The organism is Mesorhizobium sp. M0587, assembly GCF_040320945.1.
Lineage (GTDB): Bacteria > Pseudomonadota > Alphaproteobacteria > Rhizobiales > Rhizobiaceae > Mesorhizobium.
Genome location: NZ_JAMYQP010000039.1, coordinates 12312 through 33822 on the forward strand (window position 1 = coordinate 12312; position 21511 = coordinate 33822).

Sequence of the window (21511 nt, forward strand, 5' to 3'; positions counted from 1 at the left end):
TGCATTTCGCCCTGCGATCAGGAAGCGTAAGATACTGGCGTCGCATGCCAGCCGTCCTTCCGCTTCTCCCAAAAGGCTGTTCTCAGCCGCGCGGAAATCGGACCCGGTCGGTCGTTCGCCAGGATTCTTGTTCCAAGACGGCTTGCCGGCATAATGCCGCCAGCGGTTGTCGAGAAGAAGATTTCGTCGGCGGCTTCGAATTCGTCGCGGGAAATATCCCGGACCTCACAGCGAATTCCAAACTCGTCGCAGAGTTCCAGGACTGTTCTCCGAGTGATGCCTTCGAGCGCACCGCGTTTCGGCGTGATGACCTTGCCATCTTTGACGGCGAAGACATTGAACCCCGGTCCTTCCGTCACGTTTCCATCGCGATCGAGCAAGACGCAGGTTTCGGCGCCTTGATCGTGCGCCTCGAAATTCCCGCGCGTCAGGTCGCCCCAGTGGAAATTCTTGATCGTCGGGTCGAGTGACTCCGGCGCAATCCGTTGAGGGGACGCGATCATGGCGTGCACGCCGCGCTGCTGCTGCTCGGGCGTGAACACCCACACCCAAGGCATGACATGGCAAATCAAATAGCTGCGGCCGTTTATGGGATGAAGCGGCACGCCGCGCGGGGGGCGGGAGCGCACACAGTCCATCGCCACGTAGGCCTCGCGCAAGCCCGTGCGCCGCACCAGTTCGATGAGAATATTCTTGATCTCTTCGTCGCTTTCCTTCGGGTTCATCCGCAACTTCGTCATCGAGGTGCGAAAGCGTTTGACATGGTCGTCAAGCCGGAAGAATGCGCCGTAGTAGACGCCCGCGACATCGTAGGTAACGTCCGATCGGCGGTAGCCCCATTCGGTGATACCGAGCTTGGCATCCTTGAGAGGCATGAATTCACCATCAATGTAGGCCGCGCCAGCGGACCAATCGACGTCTGTCATCGTAGTTCTCCTTGACCTGAAAATCGTGCCCGTTGTCGGGCAGCCTGACAAGAAACACCCGGGGGTCGGCCGGGCTAAACGGCCACCGCGAGTTCGCTCCGGCCGGCGCGTAGGATGCGTGTCTGGACGATGTCCAATTCAAGATTGTCGTCTTCGGGAGATCCCTTGACGGCTACTCCGTAGATGTCTCGTGCGCGCTGCACGCTGATCCACCCTTCGGCAATATCGTGCACCACGCGCGCGGGATCGCGTTCCCGCGGAGAACCATATCCACCGCCGCCTGCGGAGTGAGAGACCATGTGCTCACCCGGCTGCAGAGTGACCCCGTAGCAGGGGGGAAGATCGACGACCGAACCATCGGCCTTGCGCATTGCCGCCCTGGACAGACCGCCGGGGCCACCGCCGCGAGCGCCTGCGGCAGGCGTGATGGTACCATCGGCGGTATAGAGGACCGTCAAGGAGTTTCCGCCCCACGGGCCGTACTCACTGTAGACCGACGGCGCGCCGCGGAACGTGCCAGATCCCTCGCTGTCGTCGAGAATATGGCGATCGTAGACGATGATTGGATGGTGGAGCTCATCGACCTCGACACTGTCGATATGGCACATGCCCGCGTTGCCGGCATGGATCATGGTCAGAAAGCCGTCGGTGACCGGCGTGCCGGCGCCGCCGCTAATGCCGATGTGAACTTGATTGATGAAGGGCTCGTCATTGTTGTAGGGATCGCGCCCGGAGATGACACCCATTCCTGGAGGCTGGATCGGGCCGGTCGCTGCTTGCCCAAAGCCGGGCGAAAGCTCCGCTATCGCGCGCTGCACCGGATTGGTGACGTGGTCGGCGAGATTGGTCGTCGCCACCGAGCACGAGGCCGGGTGCCTCGGAATGCCGACGCAGCAGTTTTCGCGAACCCGAATCTCAATGCGCCGAAAGCTGCCCGCATTGGCGGTGACATGATGATCGAGGATGCCGTTGAAAATGCCGATCATCGCAGCGCTTTTGGCAGTAGCTTCCGTAAGATTGAGACCACACGGCTGGCAATCGGGATTGTCGCGCAGATCGACGATGATCCTGGCCCGGGCCGTGTCGACCTCAACGTCCACTTTGACGGGAATGCCGTCCGGGATGCCGGGGAAGGGGTCGTGAGCGGATTCCAGAACGACGCGTCCCGAAGACAATCTCCCAATTGCCTCGATCATTTTTTGTTCGGAATAGTCGAACCAGCGGGCGGCGTAGCCGTCGAGCATATGCCAGCCGATCTCGCGGCCGAGGTTGAGCAGTTCGCGCTCTCCGATGCGGACTGATCCTAGGCTCGCGAGAAAATCACCCCACCACTGGTCCGGGACCCGAATACGGGCCTGGCACATGCGCACGATGTCGTGGTTGGTCTCGTAGTCTGCCTGAATCTTCGTCGCCGAAAAGATCAGGGCGCCTTCTTCGTACAAATCCTTCACATCGGCGAGATAGCTGGAAGGACGGGAATTGCCGCAGTCCGCCTGATGTGCCTTAGCCAGCACGAAGAAGCGCAGGATGCCTTCATCGTCGATGACCGGGACGATCATGCAGTGATCGGCCGCGTGGGAATTTCCCTCATAAGGGCTATTGTGGAGGAAGCAGTCGCCACGCTTGAGCACCGGATGGTGTTTGACGACCGCCTGGCACATCAAGTCAGGGCCTATGAGCGTGTGGTTCGGCAAGCTCTCCGCCGCCGCCAGCAGCTTGCAATCAGCAGTCAGAACAACACATGAGAAATCATGGGCCGTGTTGAGGATCCCGGACCGGGCCGTTCGGAAAAGAGTGTTCTGCATCTTGCGGGCGATGGTTTCCATACGGCTGGAAATCATCGCCATCTGAACGCCGTCCGGCGCCTTCTTTAAAATCTGCTCAGACATGGGTAGGCGCCTCCTTAGAATGTCACACGCAGGCCACCGCTGGCCGTGCGTTCTGCGATTGTGCCCGGATCGACCACGACGGTCGTGAACGATGATTCGATGATGGCGGGGCCGGCAACTGGTTCGCCCGGCTGCATGGCTTCGTAGCGGTGAACCGAGACGTCGTTCCAGCCGAGTTCAGAGAAGTAGACCGGTCGCCTTGCGCGACCGCCGGCAAAATCGCCTTCAGGAGGGAGAGTGCCGGTGGCCCGATCGGTCAATCTGCATCTAACCTTGGCGCGCCATGTCACGAATTCGACATTGGAATTGCGGTCGCTGATCTCGAAAATACGCTGGTGGGTGTCATGGAAGGCATCCGTGACCTGCTTCAAATCGCCTTCGCTCGTCACCTGATCAAGCGGGAGAGGAACGTCGATTTCCCAGATCTGATGCGGATACCGCGCCTCTACGGAATACTCGATTTCGCAGTCGAGAGCTCCGGCGCCGGGCCCTTCCGCGAACTCAACGCATCGCTTCCTCAGCTCTGCCAGAACCTCGTTGATCTTGTCGCCCGCAAATCTGTCGCTTGTTGTGAACTGCAGTTGCGCATAGTCCGAGGAAAGCTCCGACATTAGGGCCCCGGCCGCGCTCATCACAGCACCTGCTTCGGGGATCAGCACTCCAGCGCATTGAAGGCGCCTGGCAACTGCGACTGCATTCAGTCCGGCGGCGCCGCCGCCGCCGATCATCACGGCCGAGGTGGGATCAATGCCCTGGTTGATCGTGATCTCCTCGATCGCTCCGACCATCTTTTCGGTTGAAAGCCTCAACACAGCTGCAGCGGCTTCCTCAACTTTGATGCCGAGCGGTTCGGCGACTTTCAGGCGCAATTGCTGGGTCGCCTCGTCACGGTCGAGGACCATGGCCCCGCCCAGGAAGAAGTCCGGATCGATATAGCCCAGGATCAAGGCGCAATCCGTGACGGTGGGCTCGGTTCCTCCGCGGCCGTAAGCGACAGGCCCCGGGGTCGAGCCCGCGCTCTGCGGACCGACCTGCAGAATTCCGCCATTGTCGACCCATGCGATCGAGCCGCCTCCGGCGCCGATGCTCTTGATGTCCACAGATGGAAAGCCGGTCATATGGCCGCGCGTGCGCTGGCCAATCCACGTTTCGCGACTCCAGGGGATGCGCCCGTCACGCACCAGGCTGACATCAAAGGTAGTTCCACCCGTGTCCGCGACAATCGCGATGGCGTTGCCAAAATCGCGCTCTGCGTAGTAACGGCCGGCGACGGGCGCCATCGCGGGCCCCGAATTGATCGAGTGAATCGGAGCGCGTGCTACTGCCGACGCATCCATGATGCCGCCAGCTGAGGTAACCATCAGTGTGCGGCCGTTGAAACCGGCGTCCTGCAGCCTGTTTGTCAAGCCATCCAGATACTTGAACATCAGCGGTTTCAGCGATGCGTCAATGACGGTCGCGGAAGCTCGACGGTATTCGCGCAGGGTTGGATTGAGCTGGTGCGAGAGCGTGTATGGGACAGTCGGCAGATGCTCGTTCAGAAGTTCTCCGATACGTCGCTCGTGAGCCGGGTTGACGACGGACCACAGAAGGCAAACGCCAACTGCTTCAATTTTCAGAGCCCGCAGCTTTTTGATTGTCGCGATGAAGTCGGCTTCGTTCAAATCCTCGACGACATTGCCGCGAGCATCGACACGCTCATTCACTTCGAATGTATATCGCCGAGGCACATAGGGCTCAGGGTAAGCGACCGTGAAGTTGAACGGCTCGATGCGCCCGCCCTCGCGCATGACCAGGACGTCACGATGACCTCTGGTCGTGATGAAGGCTGTTTTCGCCGTCTTGCCGGTGATGATCGCATTGATGGCCCGGGTGGTGCCGTGCACGAACATGGTGCCGCGGCTCAGGAAATTGCCGAGTTCCAGTCCATAGTGCCTGGCCGCGAGATCCAAAGCATCGAGAACGCCACACACCGGGTCGTCAGGTGTCGTCGACGCTTTGAACAGCCTGATCTCGTTGCCATCTTCAACGACAAGGTCGGTGAAAGTACCACCTGTGTCGCACGCCATCCTGATATGATTTGCGCTTGGTTTGATACGGGTGGCGTGGGTATCCATAGGGCAAGCCTCTTTCGTGCCAGCGCGGATGTATCCGGCCGGATATTCTGGGTTGTTGGAAGAAAGGCGCTGTGTGGGACTGTTATTCCAAGTGTCGCTTCCGGACACGCGTGGCAGCGTCTTCCTGTGGCTTTGCGCATGTGTCTCGAATGACGAGTTCAGGCAGAAAGATGGTGTCGGAGCCGGCGTTGGCTGGCGCCGCATTCGGTTTGAGAACACGCTCGACGGCAGCGCTGGCCATCGCCTCTATAGGCTGACGTATGGTCGTCAGTGCAGGAAACGAGAGCTGGCTGATCCAGGCATCGTCCACGCCAATAATCGACATGTCCGTTGGAACCGCAATGCCAGCGGAACGGAAAGTCGCCAGCAACCCCAGCGCAATCATGTCGTTGAACGCGATAATGGCCGTGGGCCTAGGCGATAGCGCAGCCACATCTGAAGCGGCATCACGACCCACCTCGACCATCTGAGCGTCTGCGATATCAAGTGCACTCTGGTGGCGCTCGAGCACGACAGCCTGGCTGTCATCGAGCTCGTGGTCCTTCATTGCTTTCTTGAAACCGGACAACCGCATCACCCGACTATGCGTGATGAGGGGATCGGTCACATAGGCTATCCGCCGATGACCGAGAGCAAACAGATGCTCCACAGCCATCCCGATTGCCGCCTCATGATCGAGATTGACCGTATCGAGCCGAGCAAGCTTCAAATCGAGCCTGTTGGCATCCACGGCAACAATCGAAAGGTCGCTCCACGCCGAGTAGTAGCCCCGCCTGGTGTTCAGGGGCGCGATCGTGATGAGGTCGGCAACGCCTACGGCGGCCAGATTGTCCAGAAACTCCTTCTCAAGCTTCGGATCGCGCATGGTGTTGCACAAGTGGACCCGGTACCCCGCCTTCACCGCGGCCTGTTCTATCGAAAACACCATCTGCCCGTTGAAGGGATTGACGATGCTGGGCACGACAAGCGCGATTACCCGGGCCTTGCCGGTCTTTAGCTGGCGCGCTGCCTGGTTCGGCCGAAAATCGAGCTCGGCGATTGCCGTCGCAATGCGCGTCCTGGTCTCCGTCCCGAGTCGGTGGAATCGATTGTTCATGTAATTCGAGACGCTGCTCACGGATACGCTCGCCGCTTTCGCGACATCCTGAATGGTGGCGCGGTCCGCAGCATCGGTGGGCGATCCACTCTTCGGCGGCATGTCGTTCAAATCTCCCAAGGTCCCAGAGACCCTCATTCTACAACTCCCGCAGGAGAACAAAACCTCAATGGTCGCGAGTCCGGTTCCGTCGTTGTGCGGTCAATCAATGTGGTAAAACGGTACACTAAAAATCCTCCCTGTCAATCGCTCGCCGATTTGAGGCTGTTCACCAGCGATACCACCTGTACCGCAGTTTGGCGGAATAGCCCGACTCTGGCGCGAGGGCAAACGCGACAATGGGAGTTGACAGGTGGGAAATCGAGTGTATCGTTTTACCTACTGTAGGCAAGCCAGAGAGCTTCGCAGCAGGCCTAACGGCGCTGAACATGTCTCGCACCGAGAAGCGCCGCGCCTGAAACTCGCATGATCGACTTTTTGCGATGCCGCTGTTTGTCCGCCGGGTACCGGGGCGGAGTCGGCAAAGACAAAGCTTTCCATCATCAAAAAACCGACGGAGACGGAACATGAAAAGGATTTTGCTGGCCGCCGCATGTCTAACCCTGCTCGGCGTCCCAGCTCAGGCCGAAACGATCGGCTTCAGCATGCAGCGGTTCGACGACAATTTTCTTGCGATTCTTCGCAGCGGCCTGGAAGCGCACGGCAAGGACCTTGGGAACGTGACGTTGTTGATCGAGGATGCGCAGGGCGACATCGCCAGGCAGCAAAGCCAGATCGATAATTTCATTGCCGCCAAGGTCGATGGCATGATCGTCATTCCGGTAGAGGCCGATGCCGGGGTCGCAATGTCCAAGATCGCCGACAAGGCCGGAATTCCTCTGGTCTTCGCCAACAATCAGCCTTCCAATGTCGACCAACTGCCGGAAAAGCAGGCTTTCGTCGGGTCCGACCAGATTCAGGCAGGCAGCCTTGAGGCGCGCGAGGTCTGTCGCTTGCTGGGCGGCAAGGGCAAGGCCGTGATTCTGATGGGCGAGCTCGGAACCCTGGTTGCGCGCGGTCGCACCGAGGCGGTGCACGAGGTCTTCAAGTCCGACGAATGCAAGGGTATCGAAATCGTTGAAGAGCAGACGGCGACCTGGTCGCGCACGCAGGCACTCGACTTGACCACAAACTGGCTGTCGGCAGGCCTGAACTTCAACGCTGTCATCGCAAACAACGACGAGATGGCACTGGGTGCGCTTCAGGCCATCAAGGCAAGCGGCGGGTCAACCGGCGATTACGTCGTCGCCGGCATCGATGCGACGCAGGACGCCTTGACCGCTATGAAGTCAGGCGACCTCAAGGTGACCGTTTTCCAGGATGCCATCAGCCAGGGAAAAGGCGCGCTCGACACAGTTCTGAAGTTGGCGCGAGGCGAGAAGACCGACAAGAAGGTCTTCACGTCGCTCGAACTCGTCACCAAGGACAATATGAACAAGTACCTGAAAAGGAACTGACCGCCAGCACCGCGCGCCGGTTCTCGATCGGCGCGCGGACTGTTTCGTTCGATCTGGATTTGGGACGACTTCGATGCAGACCATAGCCACGGCGACGGCAATTCCCCCCGGTATTGAGGACAAGCGTGAGCCTTGCCTGTTGAGCGTGAACGGGATCAGCAAGTCGTTTCCGGGCGTGGTGGCACTCGACGATGTGAGCTTTCAACTCAGACGGGGTACCGTCCATGCACTCATGGGCGAGAACGGCGCGGGCAAATCCACGCTGATGAAGATCCTGGCGGGGATATATCAACCCGATGCAGGAGAAATCTTCCTCGACGGCGTTTCCGCCCAGTTCATGACCCCGCTCGACGCGCTGACACAGGGTGTCGGGATGATCCATCAGGAGCTAAACCTGATGCCCTCGATGACGGTCGCGGAGAACATCTGGATCGGCCGAGAGCCGCGCAATAGATTTGGGATCGTCGATCACCGGCGCATGAATCGCCTGTCACGTGATCTTCTCGCGGAGCTGAAGATCAGCCTGAACCCAGAGGCGGAAGTTCGTCATCTTTCGATTGCCAGCAGGCAGATGGTGGAAATCGCAAAAGCGGTTTCCTATCGCTCGCGCGTCCTGATCATGGACGAGCCCACGTCAGCGCTGACAGAGCGCGAGTCTGCCCACCTCTTCGAGATAATAGGCGACCTGAGGAAGCAGGGCATCGGCATCGTCTACATCTCGCACAAGATGCACGAGATCTTCGAGATCTCGGACGAGATCTCCGTTTTTCGTGACGGCAAATATATCGGCACCCATGCGGCAGCAGCCAGCAGCCGGGATGAGATCATCCACATGATGGTCGGCCGGGACATCACGACGCTGTTTCCCAAAGAGAATGTGCCGACCGATGATATCTTACTTTCGGTTCGAGACCTGACTTTGCGAGGCGTCTTCTCGGGCGTTTCTTTCGATCTGCGGGCGGGCGAGATATTGGGCCTTGCCGGCTTGATCGGGTCCGGGCGGTCCAATGTTGCCGAAACCATCTTCGGGGTGACACCAGCCACCAGCGGCGAGATACGGATAAAGGGACAACGCGTCGATCTCAGATCGCCGCGCGATGCGATCGCCAACGGAATGGCCTTCCTGACAGAAGACAGAAAACAAAGCGGCTGCTTTCTCGTCCTCGACATTCTCGAGAACATGCAGATCGCGGCTCTTCAAAGCCAATTCGTCAAAGTTGGGTTCGTCCACGGCAAGGCGATTGGCGCGGCATGCGGCGAGATGAGCAGGACGTTGCGCGTCAAGAGCTCCGGCATCCACACTACGGTCGAAAATCTCTCCGGCGGCAATCAGCAGAAGGTGCTGATCGGACGCTGGCTTTTGACCAGACCGGGCATTCTCATACTGGACGAGCCGACACGCGGCATCGACGTCGCTGCCAAAGCAGAGATCCACGCCCTTGTCTCATCGCTCGCCAGCGCTGGCGCGGGCGTCATTCTGATCTCTTCGGAGATGCCAGAGATCCTTGGAATGAGCGATCGGATCATGGTCATGCATGAAGGCAAAATCACCGGCGTTCTGGACCGCGATGAGGCGACACAGGTCAAAATAATGGAACTCGCTTCGAAGTGAGCGGGAATAGAGGAACTGTACAATGGGAAAAGACACAACAGCCGCCGCCATTCCTGAGTTCCGTGGCGGCTTCGGCGGTTGGCGAAAGCCTCAGGAGCTGAATATCTTCCTGGTCTTGGTGGGGATCGTTCTCCTCTGCGAGGTGTGCGGCTGGCTTTTGATCGGGCAGAGTTTCGTCTGGAATCCGCAGCGCCTGACGATCACCATCCTCCAGGTGTCCGTGGTTGGGATCATCGCAATCGGCGTGACTCAGATCATCATCACCGGCGGCATCGACCTTTCTTCGGGCTCCGTCGTGGCGGCAAGTGCGATGCTGGCCGCCGGCTTTGCGCAATCGGCGGAATGGTCGAAAGCTCTCTATCCGTCACTGACCGATTTGCCGGCGATTGTCCCGATCGCCGTCGGTGTCTTGATTGGTTTGATTGCAGGCCTAACCAACGGTGTTTTTGTTGCCTATGCCCGAATCCCGCCGTTCATCGCAACGCTCGGAATGATGGTTTCGGCACGAGGTATTTCGAAATGGTACACAAAGGGCCAGCCCATTTCGGGGCTGACCGATCAATTCACCGCCATCGGCTCGGCTGCATGGCCGGTGTTTGTCTTCATAGTCGTCGCAATAATCTTCCATGTTGCGCTTCGCTACACCAGGTACGGCAAGTACACCTATGCCATCGGCGCGAATGTCCAGGCAGCGCGGGTCTCCGGCATAGATGTCGAAAGGCATCTGGTTAAGGTTTACGCGATCGCCGGAATGCTTGCCGGCCTCGCCGGCATCGTCACTGCGGCGCGCGCGCAGACGGCTCAATCCGGCATGGGATACATGTATGAGCTCGATGCGATTGCCGCAGCCGTGATCGGCGGAACGTCGCTTGCCGGCGGGGTGGGCCGGATAGGGGGCACCGTAATCGGCGTGGTGATCCTGGGCGTGATGTCGTCAGGCTTCACGTTTCTGCGGGTCGACGCCTACTACCAGGAAATCGTCAAGGGCCTGATCATCGTCACGGCCGTGACCATTGACGTCTACCGCAATCGGCAGAAGCGCTCCTAGATCGAGCCTGCGCTCGAAGGGCGTCTATTCCAAGAAAGGTACAATAAAAGCCGCTCAGATAAAACTCACCGAGGCAGGGAAGTTTCGCAAACACAAACAGGCGTCAGGTCAATTCTGGAAAACTCCATCGATGGAGATCGAAAATGCAATTCAAAGCGCTACACAGCTTGACATTTCAGCATTTTGACATCGGCGCACTAGTCGAATGCATATCTCAAAGATGGCGATATTTGGCCAGGGTCCATGACTTTGCACGTCACCTTGTTGACAAACATGGAGCGAGCCGTGCGTCGGATCTTACAAGACGGGCCGCTGCCAGAGCGTCGGGGAGGCGCGGGGAGATCCTGAGCGCTGTTGCCGAGTCAGTGAACGATCTGATGCGATTGGACATTTTCTATCATTGACTGGCCGGTTGGAGCTTACGACAAAAAAAGCGCCCACAGTCGCTCACCACGCAACCAGCAACTCAGCTGATCTGGTGCAGTTCGATGGCCAACCAAACCTGATCGGTGTCGGCGAAATAGCGATGCCACGGATACTGGTTCGTTCCACTGACTATGACGGGATGGTTGTTGTGAATGAAGCAGTCGCTTTCAGCCGGTGACCGCCAGAGGTTTAGTTTGAACACGAAGCGCTGCAATTGCCGTTCCACGGCGACCTCACCGAAAAAGAACAGCGGGTCGAGTTCGACTTCGCCAACCGTGTCCTGCGGTGAGATGAGAGCGGGGTCTGGCGGGGAAAAGACCGGATGCGGTTGCTGAGCCAGTCCCAACCGCGGAACATGACGCCGCCCAACTCGACTGTCTTGCAAACTTTCAGGACAGCGATCCGGCCGCTCTGTTCGGTCGTGGCCTTCGACAGCGTGGCGAGCGCCACGGTGCAATTGAAGTCTTGATCGCATTATCGAGGATCAGCCACGTGCTCGACAGGTTGACGACTATGCCGCTTTCGACGTGCAGGCCAACGGAACGACCGGTGTGGGCCGACAGCGGATTGGCAGTTCGGGACGCGGTCCTTCAATTGCGGACCTTAAGATCGATGCGAGTATCGTCGTGACGTGACCCGACGAAATGTTTTCCACGATGCGAACGGCAGCTTCGCGCCCAATGCCAGCCCGCAGGGATCGGCTTTGCTGCTTCCTGAAAGCAGACATCGTCCGCGACTACGCCGGAGCGCCGGTTACGCATAGGCAGACGGGCACGCATGGAGCCAAACACAGGGACGCGACGGCAGTTCATAAGCGTCGCGGGCAGATATCATGCAGGTTCATAGGCCGATCTTTCGGTCAAGCAAGCCGTGTGCATCTTTAAGCGGCGGCAAATCGGATCTCTATGCCGGATGATTCCTGCGCCAAGCGCCGGGCGAGAATGCAGTGATCGTCCTGAAGGCACGCGTAAAATGGCTCTGATCGGCAAATCCGGTGGCAAGTGCTACTTCGGCCAGTGTGTCGCTTGTTTCAAGGAGTGCTTTTTGTGCCTTTCGTATCTTCGCGGCAAGATACCAGCGATGCGGCGACACCCCCGTAGAGGCCTTGAAAGCACGGGCAAAATAGGCCTCGGAAAGCCCGACCATATCGGCCAGGTCCTTTAGAAAAACGGCTTTGGGCAGGCTCTGCTCCATCAGCACCGTCACGCGCCGGAGCTGTGCGGGGGCAAGTCCACCCCTTTTCTCCTCTTGCCTCCTTAAGCCAAACAGATTGTGGGATATCGCCAGGGCAAGGCTATCGCCATAGAAGCGATCATCCGGGTGGGTGCCGACGCATGCATCCGCCAGCAATTCGAGGAGAGCCAGGAGGCGGTTGTCCTGGAACATCACACGCGGCGCGAGACGGGATGTAAGTTCGAGCGCTTCACCGAAACATTCCGCCAGCTCAGGGAGATCAAAATCGATGACCAGTCGCCGGATGTAGTGGGACCGTCGGGCAAACTGCCAGAGAGGGATGCCGGCTGGGACGAACGTCAGATGTCTGACGGTCCCTTCCGCCGAGGTTGGCATGGACTGTGCTGGGCTGTGCGGCGTCAACAGCATTTCCGCGCGGCCGCCGACCTGCTCCAGAATCGCGGTCAGGCGCGGCCGTTTTGACCGGAGGTCCTCCGGATGCGGGCGCGGACCATGCAAGTGGGCGACCTCGACACGAATGCCGGTCAAGCATCGCATCTGTCTATGCGAAGCCGTTTTCTCGGCAGCTGCCATGAAGCCCGGCGTCTGCTCGCCCAAACGATCGGTCGTTTGACTGGTCACCGGTTGTCCCTCGCGGCAGCACGTCGCTCTTGCAACGCCAATATGATGCGCTTCGCGGAGGTCTCGCGAAATTGGTGAGGCGATGGAATTTCCGGTACTTCCAATGGGTCAGCGTCGGCTCATACTTTCGAACGAAGACAGCAAGTGCAGCTGCGACGTCGGCAGAAGTGCGAAAAAAGAGCTTGAGCCTGTGATCTGTTAAAGATGAACCAGACCCCGTCGGCTGGCGACGGCGATCGCTTCGGTCCGGCTTAGAACATTGAGCTTGTTGAAGATACTGCGCAGATGCGACTTCACAGTCGTTTCGCTGATGTGGAGACTGAGGCCGATCTCTTTGTTCCCCTTGCCTTGCGCCAACAGGGTCAGCACGTGCATCTCGCGGCCGCTGAGTTCTTCGCTGCTGACGGCGGCCGCAAGCTTTGCCACCAGCAGCGACGGGATACAGGTCTCACCGGCATGAACCTTGCGGATGCAGTCGAGCAGATCTTCCCGCTGAGCGTCCTTCAGCAGGTAGCCGCGGGCACCGGCTTTGACGGCGCGGGAAATCTCATGGTCCGTGTCGAAGGTGGTCAAAACGACAATGCGCGCGGAAGGATCCTGCTGTCGGATTTCGACCATGGCCGCGACACCGTCGAGAACCGGCATACGCAGGTCGAGCAGCACGATATCAGGACGCTGCTGCCGCCAGAAATCGACGGCATCGCGGCCGGTTGCGGCTTCCGCGACGACCAGCATGTCCGACTGGCGGCCGATGATTGCTGCCAAGCCTTCGCGCACGGTTACGTGGTCGTCGGCAATCAGAACCTTGATCCTGGCGGTTGGCTTTTTTTCAGGCGCAATGCTCATGACGTTCAAGCCTCCTGCGAGGGCAATGTGATGCGCACGGCCGTGCCCTTTGCGGGCGAGCTTTGAACAACGAGCTGACCGCCTATTCTTTCGACCCGCTCCCTGATTCCGCGCAAGCCGTATCCATCATTCTTGCTCGAGGGATCAAAGCCGCGTCCGTCATCATGCAGGTCAAGACAGACTTCTCCTGGCAGAAAAATCAGCTTGGCGGTCACGAGTTTCGCCTGTGCATGGCGCAAGGCGTTGGTCAGAATCTCCTGACCGATACGAAACAGATTCTCTTCCGAATCCGGAGGCAGCGATCGCGGTGCGCCAAGCACGGCGAACTCCATTTTCAGGCTGGTTCCTGCCGTCATCTTCGTGAAAAGCTCGGCCAGCGCTCCGCTGAGATTGCTATCATCCAACACCCGCGGTCGAAGTGCGTGCACGGAACGCCGGGCTTCGTTGAGACTCTCGCGAGCCAGGCGACGGGCGCGGTCCAGATGCTCTCCGGCTTCCCTTGAAAGGCCCCGCAGGTTTGCATCCTCGGCAGCTTCCAACTGCACGATCACCCCTGTAAGCCCTTGGGCAAGAGTGTCGTGTATGTCGCGAGCGATGCGATTGCGTTCCGCGATCACGGCCGTTTCGCGTGTCTGAGTAGAAAGGCGCGCGAACTGGATCATCAGCATGACCTGGTTGGCCAGCGCCTGGGCAAGATCCATCCCCTCGGTGCCAAACATCCGTTTCTCGGCGAAACGAAGACCGATCGCCCCTTCAAGACGGCCAGCAACGAACATGGGCACCAGCAACACAGTGATGATGCCCATGGGCAGCAGCCGATCGCGCAGAGCAAAGGCTGGAACGGTGCGGATGTCTTCGATGAGGTTTGGCTTACCCGTACGAAAGACCTCCGGCCAGGGCCAGCGCTCTTCCATCGGCAGCCACTTGTCCATCCCGGCGAACCGCGGATCGGCGCTGGTTACGACCCGGCCATCTTCGAAGGCCATCTCGATGCCTATCATTCCACTCCCGGGATCAAGTCTCCAGACGCTGATGCTATGAGCACCGAATTGCTCGGTGATGATGCGCAGCACGTGTTCCACCAACTTGTCGGCCGCGGGCTCCATCGCCAGCGCCTCAAGCGTGCTCTTGAGTGCGGCGACCTGGCCGCGCGACAGATTTTCCGAAGCACTGAGCGCCTGCTCGACGCGCTTGCGCTCTTCGATGTCCGTGTTCGTGCCGTACCACCGGATCACCGTGCCCGACTCATCGAGCAGTGGTGCGCAGCGCAACAAAAACCATCGATACGCGCCATCAGATCGGCGCATCCGCGCTTCATGCTCGTCCGGGCGTGCCGATTTGATGATCTCGCCCCAATGTTCCGCCAGGCCGGGGAGGTCGTCCGGATGGATGACGCTTACCCAGTTCCAGCCCAACCCCTCTTCCATGGTGAGCCCGGTGTAGGCGCACCACTGGGTGTTCAGAAACTCGACTGAACCGTCCGCACCGCCGAACCAGATCAATCCGGGTGTCGTGTCGGTGGCGAGCCGAAACCCCGCCTCCCACTGCCGCCGGTCCGCAGAGATACGAAGTGTTTCATTCTCTTCCGTGAGCCGGGCCGAAAGCTTCCGGCCGGCATCGAGGTCACTCCTCGATCGAGCCAGTTCTTGCTCGATTAGTTTCAGCCTCGCGCCCGCGTCGTCAGCTATTCCCTTGCCCGTATTCATGACGCTTCCCTGAACGTGTGAAAGCAGCCTTATCACCCCTGGTTTCGCTCGGAACGAAAAATCGTGCGCGGGCGGCGGCGGCGCAAGAAAAGGCCTGCTTCCTTCAATCCAGGTCAGATTCAGGCAATTCAACGGGAGCACGGAAACCTATTGTTCTCGCGGCGAGCTCGTCCGTCGGGCCGAGACGGCTCGGCCCACATGCTCAAGGATTCCGGAGAACAACATGCACAAGATAGTGATAGCTGCGTTAGGCCTGATGGTTCTTACCTTGCCGGCGGCGGCTCGGGTCGTCCCGTTTCCGTCTGAATTCAAGGCGCGGTCGATCGAGACCAATGGTACCAGCCTTTACGTCCGCGTTGCTGGCAAGGGGCCTGCCGTGCTCTTGCTGCATGGCTTTGGCGATACCGGCGACATGTGGGCGCCGCTCGCCGCCAGGTTGATGAAGGACCATACCGTGATCGTGCCTGACCTGCGCGGTATGGGGCTCTCGGCCCATCCAGATACCGGCTACGCTAAGAAAAACCAGGCGGTCGACATGGCCGGCATCCTGGATCGTCTGAAAATTGACAAGGTCGAGCTCGTCACCCACGACATCGGCAACATGGTGGGCTACGCCTTCGTCGCCCAGTACCGCGACCGCGTCACACGCTGGGCCGTCATCGATGCGCCGCTGCCTGGTATCGGCGATTGGGAAAACATCATCCGCTTGCCGCTCTTGTGGCATTTCAACTTCCGTGGCCCCGATATGGAACGATTGGTGGCGGGCCGGGAGCGCATCTATCTCGACCGCTTCTGGAATGAGCTGTCGGCGAATCCCAAGGCCATCGATGAAGCGACACGCAAGCATTATTCGAAGCTCTACGCCCGACCCCATGCCATGCACGATGCCTTCGAGCAGTTCGCCGCGTTCAACCAGGATGCTACCGACAACAGGGAATTTCTCGCCAAGGGGGGCAAGGTTGCCATGCCGGTGCTGGCGCTAGGTGCCGAAAAATCCTTCGGCACGGGTCAGGCTGATGTTCTGCGCTTTGTCGCAACCGCTGTGACCGCCGGGATCGTACCTGGCTCCGGGCACTGGATCATGGAGGAGAATCCAGACGCCACAATTAAGCTCGTCACGGATTTTCTCGCTAAATAACTGCCCGGCCACCAGGCCGCGTGCCGCAACGTGAAGTGAGACCCATGGCAAGTCGACCCACGCGCAATCTAGTCCAGGACCATCTCCTGACACCCAGCAACTGCGCCGTCGTGATCATCGACTATCAACCGGTCCAGGTAACGTCCGTGACGTCAATGGACCGGCGGATCCTTGTCGCCAACGTTGTAGCACTGGCGAAGACGGCGAAACTCTATGATGTGCCGGTCGTGTTGACGACGGTGAACGTCAGCACCGGTCGCAACCAGTCCCTCATTCACCAACTGCGCGACATTTTCCCGACCGTTGAACCGATCGACCGCACGGCGATCAATGCATGGGAAGATCGAGACTTTGCCGACGCCGTCAGGGCGACCGGTCGGCAGAAGCTCGTCATGGCTGCCCTCTGGACCGAGGTCTGTCTGGCTTTTCCCGCGCTCGATGCGTTGCGCGACGGTTTCGAGGTTTATGCCGCGGTCGATGCCGTCGGCGGCACTTCCGTCGAGGCACACCAGGCCGGGCTCGAACGCATCATGCAGGCGGGAGCGGTGCCCGTAGTTGGGTTCAGTTCGCCTGCGAGCTGCAGCGCGACTGGATCCGCGAAAAGACGGGTCCCGGCTTCGTGGAAATCGTCTTCGCGGTTGACGGACATTGAGCCGATACCTCTACAAGCCTCAGCTTGGCAGCTCGACAGGAGAAGAAATTGAGCCAGGAAGTCCTCAATCCCATCAATGATCAATTCGAGGGTGACGGCGGCTTGAAGATAATCTTTCGGTCATGGCACCCATTCGCCAATCCGAGCGTCGTCGTCGTTATCGTCCGCGGCTTCAATTCGCACAGCGGTTAGTATGGTTGGATGGCCAAGCAGCTCAGAGGCGACGGTCGGGCCGGCAACTGCCGACGCTTGGACAGTGCCTATGCCTCAGTCGATGCTGTTAAGGCTGCACACGCGCATGAGCCATGATCCATCAGCCTGCCTCTCGAAGACTCGACCGACGCACCGTTGCCGACCTCTAAGCGCTCGGTATACGTCGCCAGAATCGTTGCACCTAAGCTGGGGAGTGCCACCCATGGGATTCCTTCGTTAAAGAGTGCCATCGGCGAACTAGAGCCTCCGTTCGACCGGGCCGTCGCCCCGGTCGTTGGGATAAATCCTGGACATCACACACATCAGTTCCGCCTGCCTACTGGTTTCGGTCTTGGAGAATATGCTCTTCAGTTGATTGCGAACCGTCTCGCGCGAAAGTCTCAGGGTATCCGCTATCGTGCCAAGATCGTGCCCGACGCTCAAGAGGCTGGCGACGCGCCCTTCTGCTGCCGTCAGCGCAAAAGCGTTCCGGAGACGGGCCGTTGAATGCAGGGGTCTCTCGTCGAGATCCGACACGATAAGTATAGCGCTCGTATACTGGAACGCATCGGCTACTATCCCGATACTCGGAAGGACGTCGACAAGCAGCGGTCGGCGGTCCGGCCTGGTGAGGGCGACAGGCCCAATATCGTTCAATGCCGTCGACGAACGCGCCTTCGTGGCAATCCCGATGACGCGCTGAAGGGCGATGTCACTCTCGTGATGCGTGGCGTGAAGGTGCCCGTTGGTGATCGAGAGCCCAGCGTGAAGCAGCTGGCTCGCCCTCGAATTAAGCTGCGCCACCCGGCCGCGCCAGTCCAGGAGGAATGCGGCACTCGAGATATCGAGGACGTCAAGACTCACCTTGCCCCGCGAGGAAACCAGGCGCTCGGACAGTGCGATCAGCCGCCGAAAATGGGACACGAGCGTCGCCAGGTATTGCGCATCATCCCGGGTGAACTGGCCCTGACCGTGGCCTTTCAGCATAGGCACAGCCCATGGTGCGCCCTGGACATTGCAGCCTATCATTGCAAACCCGGGGAACCCAAAAGGCAGGTAAAGCTCGTTATATTGCCGAAGACGTCTTCTTTCCTCTTTCGTCGATAGGTCGTCTTCGATGACCACGGTCCTGCCCGCGTCAAGCAAAGGCAGCCCTCGTTCGGCCCGGTAATGATTGAGGAACCAGTTGTTCTTCATGTATTCCTGCAGCAGGTCCCGGTAGTCATGCGAGGCTGGCATATCGAGCAGCGACCGACTGGGACTCCGTGGATCCTTGCTGCTGCTGTCTGGGTTGCGGGGATAGAACATGAGGCATGCGGCATCGAGCGAGCGCGACAGTCCGTGAAGGGCATCCGACCACGTCTCGGGTACCAGGATGGCCTCGTAGCAGCTGTCGATGGCCTTGTTTACCCGCAACTGGTCCATGGCTACGCCTTCGCGAATTTCCTTGCGATCCTTGTGAGGTGACTGATTGCCCGGGTCGGTATCTTTGCGGAAGACAAAAACACCCCGCCCGCAGACCTGTTGCCTGTGGCACTAAGGCAAATAATAGACCGAACCCCAATTCGTATTCAGAAGCGGTATCCAATTATTCGGAAGAGGTAGCAACTATCAGTTGATATTTTACCAAATACTGCTCAGGGGTTGTCCCGTCAAACCTCCATTAATGATTTGGAGGTTGGACCTTTTTTAATTTTCTGTCTAGCTTTTACATTCTTTATTCTGTTTTAGAGCCCCCGATAGGGATCTGTAAACCCCACGGCGTAGGCGGTCGGGATGGAGCGCCACCCGATTGGATTTGCCGGATGAAGCATACAAGCGCGGCAGCCACCGGGTTCACGGCGCCAGAGAGGTCAGAATCTGTGAGTGAGGGGACGCGAGCAGACACAACGTGACGTGAGTTCGCGTCCAGTCCGCCGGACGGCGGACCCATCCGGCTTTGAGCCGTAACCGAAGCCAACGGCTTTAGGCGGTCGAGTATTCACTCCCTTCCTTTCCGGCGGGCGACCTACTGAAGTTAACGGCCAGCGTCGGGTCTTTTTTTGCCTCATGACCCAAACGGGTCATGAGGAGTTCTGTCAGAGGGATATCCTTCTCTATTAGTCGACCGGGGACGAGAAGGCTGAGCGCCATGACGCTGCTCTGACGACATCCGGCCCAACAACAGAAGCCTTTGCCCAAACAACTGAACCTAGCCCAGGTTGGGGCTCCGGGGTGGCGAATGTCGAGGCTCACAGCCAACCTGCTGCTCCTGTTCGCCGCCGCTCTTTGGGGCTTCGGGAATGTGGCGCAAAAGACGGTGCTCCTTCACCTCGATGCGTTGAGCGCCGTCGGCCTGCGTTGCCTGATTGGCGGACTGCTTGTGCTACCCTTCGTCCTGAACGAACGGCGAGTGCCTGCCGGCGCCGGCCATTTTTCCAGCCTGGTTCGGGTGGTTGCGCTGTTTGCTGTTTCTATCGTGCTGCAGCAGCTCTGCTATCTCGGCACCAGTGTCACCAATGCAAGCTTCCTGATCAGCACGACAACGGTGATAACGCCGCTGGCCGCCTGGCTGCTGATGGGCGAGCGCCCGGCGATCGGCCTCATACTTGCCGCCGGATCGACCGTCGCCGGCTGCCTGCTTCTTTCAGGTGGGGTCGCCGGGTTCAGCGGCGGCGATCTCACAGCCCTCCTGTCGGCCAGCTGCTATGCGCTCTGGACGGTCGAGCTCGGGCGGCACGTGCAGGCCCATGCCCGTCCCCTCACGGCCGCGGCCGCCCAATTCCTTGCCGCCGCCGCGCTCGTCCTTCCGCTCGGGGCGATGCAAGGCAACCTGTCATTCGCCGCGGCTTCCGCGGCCGGTCCCGAACTGATGGTGCTCGGCGTCTTCTCCACAGCGATCGCTTTCGGCATACTGATTGCCGCCCTGCGCTTCACATCGGCCAGCCACGCCGCCTTGATCGTCAGCGCTGAAAGCGTCTTCGGAGCCCTCGGCGCGGCGATCTTCCTCGGCGAACGGTGCTCAGCGGCAGGAGCGCTGGGTGCGGCGGTCATCCTCGGCTCAATCCTGTCGGTCGCGATGTCGAGCCGACCGCCGGCGCGACTGCCCTCGCGACCCGATGCCGGCGCTGCCGACGCGGAAGCCCGCGCCTTGCAGGCGCACCAGCCGGCTTGGGGGGCCCCCGTCAATCCTGCTCACGAGGAGGCATTCCATGATCCCTGCCGGTGATGCGCCGCGCCCTTCTGCCAACCGAAACCGGCCTAGTTGAGATGGAGGGTAGAATGTTCGAACGACGTGACGGTGAACCGCCCTCCCGTGCCCATTGCTTGCTGAGACTGGCGGCGCTCGCCGCCATGGCGTTTTGGGTTCCGACCGCGCATGCCGCCAACGTCGACGGCGCGGGGCTGTATGTCGACGTCGCCGTCGTCTTCGCCGTGGACTTTTCTTCCTCGATCAACCCCAAGATTGCCGATCTGCAGCGGGAGGGGCATGCCGCGGCGCTCACGTCGCCGGAGATCATCAGCGCCATCTCCGAGAATTACCTCGGCTGCATCGGCGTGGCCTATTTTGAATGGGCAAGCGCCGGTCACGCTCGCACCGTGCTGCCTTGGACCCGGATCTGTGGATTGGAAGACGCCACAGCAGCCGCGGCGGTGATCAGAAGGAGCGGCGACACTGGCTATATTCGCCGCGGCCGGGGCGGAACGTCGGTTTCGGCGGCCATAGATGTCGGAAGCCTTCTGCTGGATCGGTTTCCTGGAAATGCGATGAGGAAGGTGATCGACATCTCTTCCAACGGCGAGAACAACGACGGGCTTCCGGTCCAGCCGAGCAGGCAGAATGCCATTGCCAAGGGATACACGATCAACGCGATAGCGATTCCACCGAGCGACGAGGACCCCAGGCGACCGCTGGCAACCTACTTCGCCCGGTCCGTCATCGGCGGATGCCAGGCGTTCGTCATGTCGCCGACGGGGCCTCGCGATTACACGGCTGCCCTTCGCCGCAAGCTGGTCATCGAAGTCAGCATGAACGTGACCTACAAACAGGGAATAACTAGAGATCGGAACACGGGAGGATGAAATGACTTTCAATCATTGCCTGCTGGTCGTTGTTTTCACGTCGCTTTGCCTCGGAACTGCACAGGCCCAGTCTGCGAAGGAGGGCATTGAAGCCGCTAATACAGAGTTCGTGAAGGCGTACAACAGTAAGGATGCGGCCGCGGCCGCGTCGAAGTACGCGGATGATGCGGCCGTATTCCCGCCAGATATGGCGCGGATCGACGGCCGCCAGAACATCCAAAAATTTTGGCAGGGGGCGATCGATATGGGCGTGTCGGATCTCACGCTCACCACGCTTGAGGTCCAGGAAAGCGGAAACCTTGCGTACGAGTCCGGGACTTTCTCCCTCAAGGCGCCGGGCAAGGATTCGAAGCTGGTGGAAACCACCGGCAAGTATGTGGTGGTCTGGAAGAAAGGGCAAGACGGCGGCTGGAAGCTCTACCGGGACATATGGAACTCCGATCCCGGGAAATGAAGGCTAGCTTGGCGCCCAAGAGGGTCACTTGCCGGA

The 21511-nt window shown here is 59.6% G+C and carries 18 protein-coding genes; 9 read left to right on the top strand and 9 right to left on the bottom strand.

Annotated features, from left to right (window positions below; genetic code table 11):
- Positions 1 to 17 precede the first annotated feature (17 nt).
- The 4 genes from NKI49_RS27060 to NKI49_RS27075 all read right to left on the bottom strand — a co-directional run bounded on the left by NKI49_RS27060 (position 18) and on the right by NKI49_RS27075 (position 6130).
- Complete coding sequence (locus NKI49_RS27060; RefSeq protein WP_352601383.1) at positions 18 to 926, bottom strand: aminotransferase class IV; 909 nt, start codon at positions 924 to 926, stop codon at positions 18 to 20.
- A 74-nt stretch (positions 927 to 1000) separates the two neighbouring features.
- On the bottom strand, positions 1001 to 2815 hold the full coding sequence (locus NKI49_RS27065; RefSeq protein ID WP_352601385.1) for a hydantoinase B/oxoprolinase family protein: 1815 nt from the start codon (positions 2813 to 2815) through the stop codon (positions 1001 to 1003).
- A gap of 14 nt (positions 2816 to 2829) precedes the next feature.
- Entirely contained in the window at positions 2830 to 4932 is a 2103-nt protein-coding gene (locus NKI49_RS27070; RefSeq protein ID WP_352601387.1) for a hydantoinase/oxoprolinase family protein, read from the bottom strand.
- An 82-nt stretch (positions 4933 to 5014) separates the two neighbouring features.
- On the bottom strand, positions 5015 to 6130 hold the full coding sequence (locus NKI49_RS27075) for a LacI family DNA-binding transcriptional regulator (protein WP_352601486.1): 1116 nt from the start codon (positions 6128 to 6130) through the stop codon (positions 5015 to 5017).
- Between the two features lie 464 nt (positions 6131 to 6594).
- Here NKI49_RS27075 and NKI49_RS27080 point away from each other — a divergent pair, with 464 nt between their 5' ends.
- The 3 genes from NKI49_RS27080 to NKI49_RS27090 all read left to right on the top strand — a co-directional run bounded on the left by NKI49_RS27080 (position 6595) and on the right by NKI49_RS27090 (position 10184).
- Complete coding sequence (locus tag NKI49_RS27080) at positions 6595 to 7524, top strand: sugar ABC transporter substrate-binding protein (RefSeq protein WP_352601488.1); 930 nt, start codon at positions 6595 to 6597, stop codon at positions 7522 to 7524.
- Positions 7525 to 7597: 73 nt separating this feature from the next.
- Positions 7598 to 9136, top strand: coding sequence for a sugar ABC transporter ATP-binding protein (locus NKI49_RS27085; protein WP_352601389.1), 1539 nt, complete (start codon positions 7598 to 7600; stop codon positions 9134 to 9136).
- A 22-nt stretch (positions 9137 to 9158) separates the two neighbouring features.
- Positions 9159 to 10184 (top strand): ABC transporter permease, encoded by a 1026-nt coding sequence (locus NKI49_RS27090; RefSeq protein WP_352601391.1) that lies wholly within the window; start codon positions 9159 to 9161, stop codon positions 10182 to 10184.
- 466 nt (positions 10185 to 10650) lie between these two features.
- Here the strand turns inward: NKI49_RS27090 and NKI49_RS27095 are convergent, their stop codons facing one another.
- The 4 genes from NKI49_RS27095 to NKI49_RS27110 form a co-directional block, all read right to left on the bottom strand.
- Positions 10651 to 10956, bottom strand: a complete 306-nt coding sequence (locus tag NKI49_RS27095) for a hypothetical protein (RefSeq protein ID WP_352601393.1) — start codon at positions 10954 to 10956, stop codon at positions 10651 to 10653.
- A 557-nt stretch (positions 10957 to 11513) separates the two neighbouring features.
- Complete coding sequence (locus tag NKI49_RS27100; RefSeq protein WP_352601395.1) at positions 11514 to 12425, bottom strand: helix-turn-helix domain-containing protein; 912 nt, start codon at positions 12423 to 12425, stop codon at positions 11514 to 11516.
- Positions 12426 to 12623: 198 nt separating this feature from the next.
- Entirely contained in the window at positions 12624 to 13271 is a 648-nt protein-coding gene (locus tag NKI49_RS27105; RefSeq protein WP_352601397.1) for a response regulator, read from the bottom strand.
- A 5-nt stretch (positions 13272 to 13276) separates the two neighbouring features.
- Complete coding sequence (locus NKI49_RS27110; protein WP_352601399.1) at positions 13277 to 14977, bottom strand: sensor histidine kinase; 1701 nt, start codon at positions 14975 to 14977, stop codon at positions 13277 to 13279.
- A gap of 223 nt (positions 14978 to 15200) precedes the next feature.
- Here NKI49_RS27110 and NKI49_RS27115 point away from each other — a divergent pair, with 223 nt between their 5' ends.
- The 3 genes from NKI49_RS27115 to NKI49_RS27125 all read left to right on the top strand — a co-directional run bounded on the left by NKI49_RS27115 (position 15201) and on the right by NKI49_RS27125 (position 16959).
- Complete coding sequence (locus NKI49_RS27115; protein ID WP_352601401.1) at positions 15201 to 16115, top strand: alpha/beta fold hydrolase; 915 nt, start codon at positions 15201 to 15203, stop codon at positions 16113 to 16115.
- Positions 16116 to 16225: 110 nt separating this feature from the next.
- A complete protein-coding gene (locus NKI49_RS27120) occupies positions 16226 to 16819 on the top strand; it encodes an isochorismatase family protein (RefSeq protein ID WP_352601404.1) in 594 nt (197 codons plus the stop codon).
- Positions 16816 to 16959, top strand: a complete 144-nt coding sequence (locus NKI49_RS27125) for a hypothetical protein (protein ID WP_352601406.1) — start codon at positions 16816 to 16818, stop codon at positions 16957 to 16959. Before NKI49_RS27120 ends, NKI49_RS27125 begins: the two co-directional genes overlap by 4 nt.
- A gap of 258 nt (positions 16960 to 17217) precedes the next feature.
- On the opposite strand, the gene NKI49_RS27130 is transcribed toward NKI49_RS27125, so the two are convergent.
- Positions 17218 to 18384 (bottom strand): helix-turn-helix transcriptional regulator, encoded by a 1167-nt coding sequence (locus NKI49_RS27130; protein ID WP_352601408.1) that lies wholly within the window; start codon positions 18382 to 18384, stop codon positions 17218 to 17220.
- 796 nt (positions 18385 to 19180) lie between these two features.
- Here NKI49_RS27130 and NKI49_RS27135 point away from each other — a divergent pair.
- The 3 genes from NKI49_RS27135 to NKI49_RS27145 are packed head-to-tail and all read left to right on the top strand — an operon-like array spanning position 19181 to position 21475.
- Positions 19181 to 20167, top strand: coding sequence for a DMT family transporter (locus NKI49_RS27135; RefSeq protein WP_352601410.1), 987 nt, complete (start codon positions 19181 to 19183; stop codon positions 20165 to 20167).
- Between the two features lie 53 nt (positions 20168 to 20220).
- The gene (locus tag NKI49_RS27140) at positions 20221 to 21021 is read left to right on the top strand and encodes a DUF1194 domain-containing protein (protein WP_352601412.1); all 801 of its coding nucleotides are present in this window, start codon (positions 20221 to 20223) and stop codon (positions 21019 to 21021) included.
- A 1-nt stretch (position 21022) separates the two neighbouring features.
- Entirely contained in the window at positions 21023 to 21475 is a 453-nt protein-coding gene (locus NKI49_RS27145) for a YybH family protein (protein WP_352601414.1), read from the top strand.
- Positions 21476 to 21511: the final 36 nt, after the last annotated feature.

What these genes read in the sequence shown, in the direction of transcription:
- NKI49_RS27060 (WP_352601383.1), bottom strand. Translation starts at nt 926, where the DNA reads ATGACAGACGTCGATTGGTCCGCTGGCGCGGCCTACATTGATGGTGAA.
- NKI49_RS27065 (WP_352601385.1), bottom strand. Translation starts at nt 2,815, where the DNA reads ATGTCTGAGCAGATTTTAAAGAAGGCGCCGGACGGCGTTCAGATGGCG.
- NKI49_RS27070 (WP_352601387.1), bottom strand. Translation starts at nt 4,932, where the DNA reads ATGGATACCCACGCCACCCGTATCAAACCAAGCGCAAATCATATCAGG.
- NKI49_RS27075 (WP_352601486.1), bottom strand. Translation starts at nt 6,130, where the DNA reads ATGCCGCCGAAGAGTGGATCGCCCACCGATGCTGCGGACCGCGCCACC.
- NKI49_RS27080 (WP_352601488.1), top strand. Translation starts at nt 6,595, where the DNA reads ATGAAAAGGATTTTGCTGGCCGCCGCATGTCTAACCCTGCTCGGCGTC.
- NKI49_RS27085 (WP_352601389.1), top strand. Translation starts at nt 7,598, where the DNA reads ATGCAGACCATAGCCACGGCGACGGCAATTCCCCCCGGTATTGAGGAC.
- NKI49_RS27090 (WP_352601391.1), top strand. Translation starts at nt 9,159, where the DNA reads ATGGGAAAAGACACAACAGCCGCCGCCATTCCTGAGTTCCGTGGCGGC.
- NKI49_RS27105 (WP_352601397.1), bottom strand. Translation starts at nt 13,271, where the DNA reads ATGAGCATTGCGCCTGAAAAAAAGCCAACCGCCAGGATCAAGGTTCTG.
- NKI49_RS27110 (WP_352601399.1), bottom strand. Translation starts at nt 14,977, where the DNA reads ATGAATACGGGCAAGGGAATAGCTGACGACGCGGGCGCGAGGCTGAAA.
- NKI49_RS27115 (WP_352601401.1), top strand. Translation starts at nt 15,201, where the DNA reads ATGCACAAGATAGTGATAGCTGCGTTAGGCCTGATGGTTCTTACCTTG.
- NKI49_RS27130 (WP_352601408.1), bottom strand. Translation starts at nt 18,384, where the DNA reads ATGGACCAGTTGCGGGTAAACAAGGCCATCGACAGCTGCTACGAGGCC.
- NKI49_RS27135 (WP_352601410.1), top strand. Translation starts at nt 19,181, where the DNA reads ATGTCGAGGCTCACAGCCAACCTGCTGCTCCTGTTCGCCGCCGCTCTT.
- NKI49_RS27140 (WP_352601412.1), top strand. Translation starts at nt 20,221, where the DNA reads ATGTTCGAACGACGTGACGGTGAACCGCCCTCCCGTGCCCATTGCTTG.
- NKI49_RS27145 (WP_352601414.1), top strand. Translation starts at nt 21,023, where the DNA reads ATGACTTTCAATCATTGCCTGCTGGTCGTTGTTTTCACGTCGCTTTGC.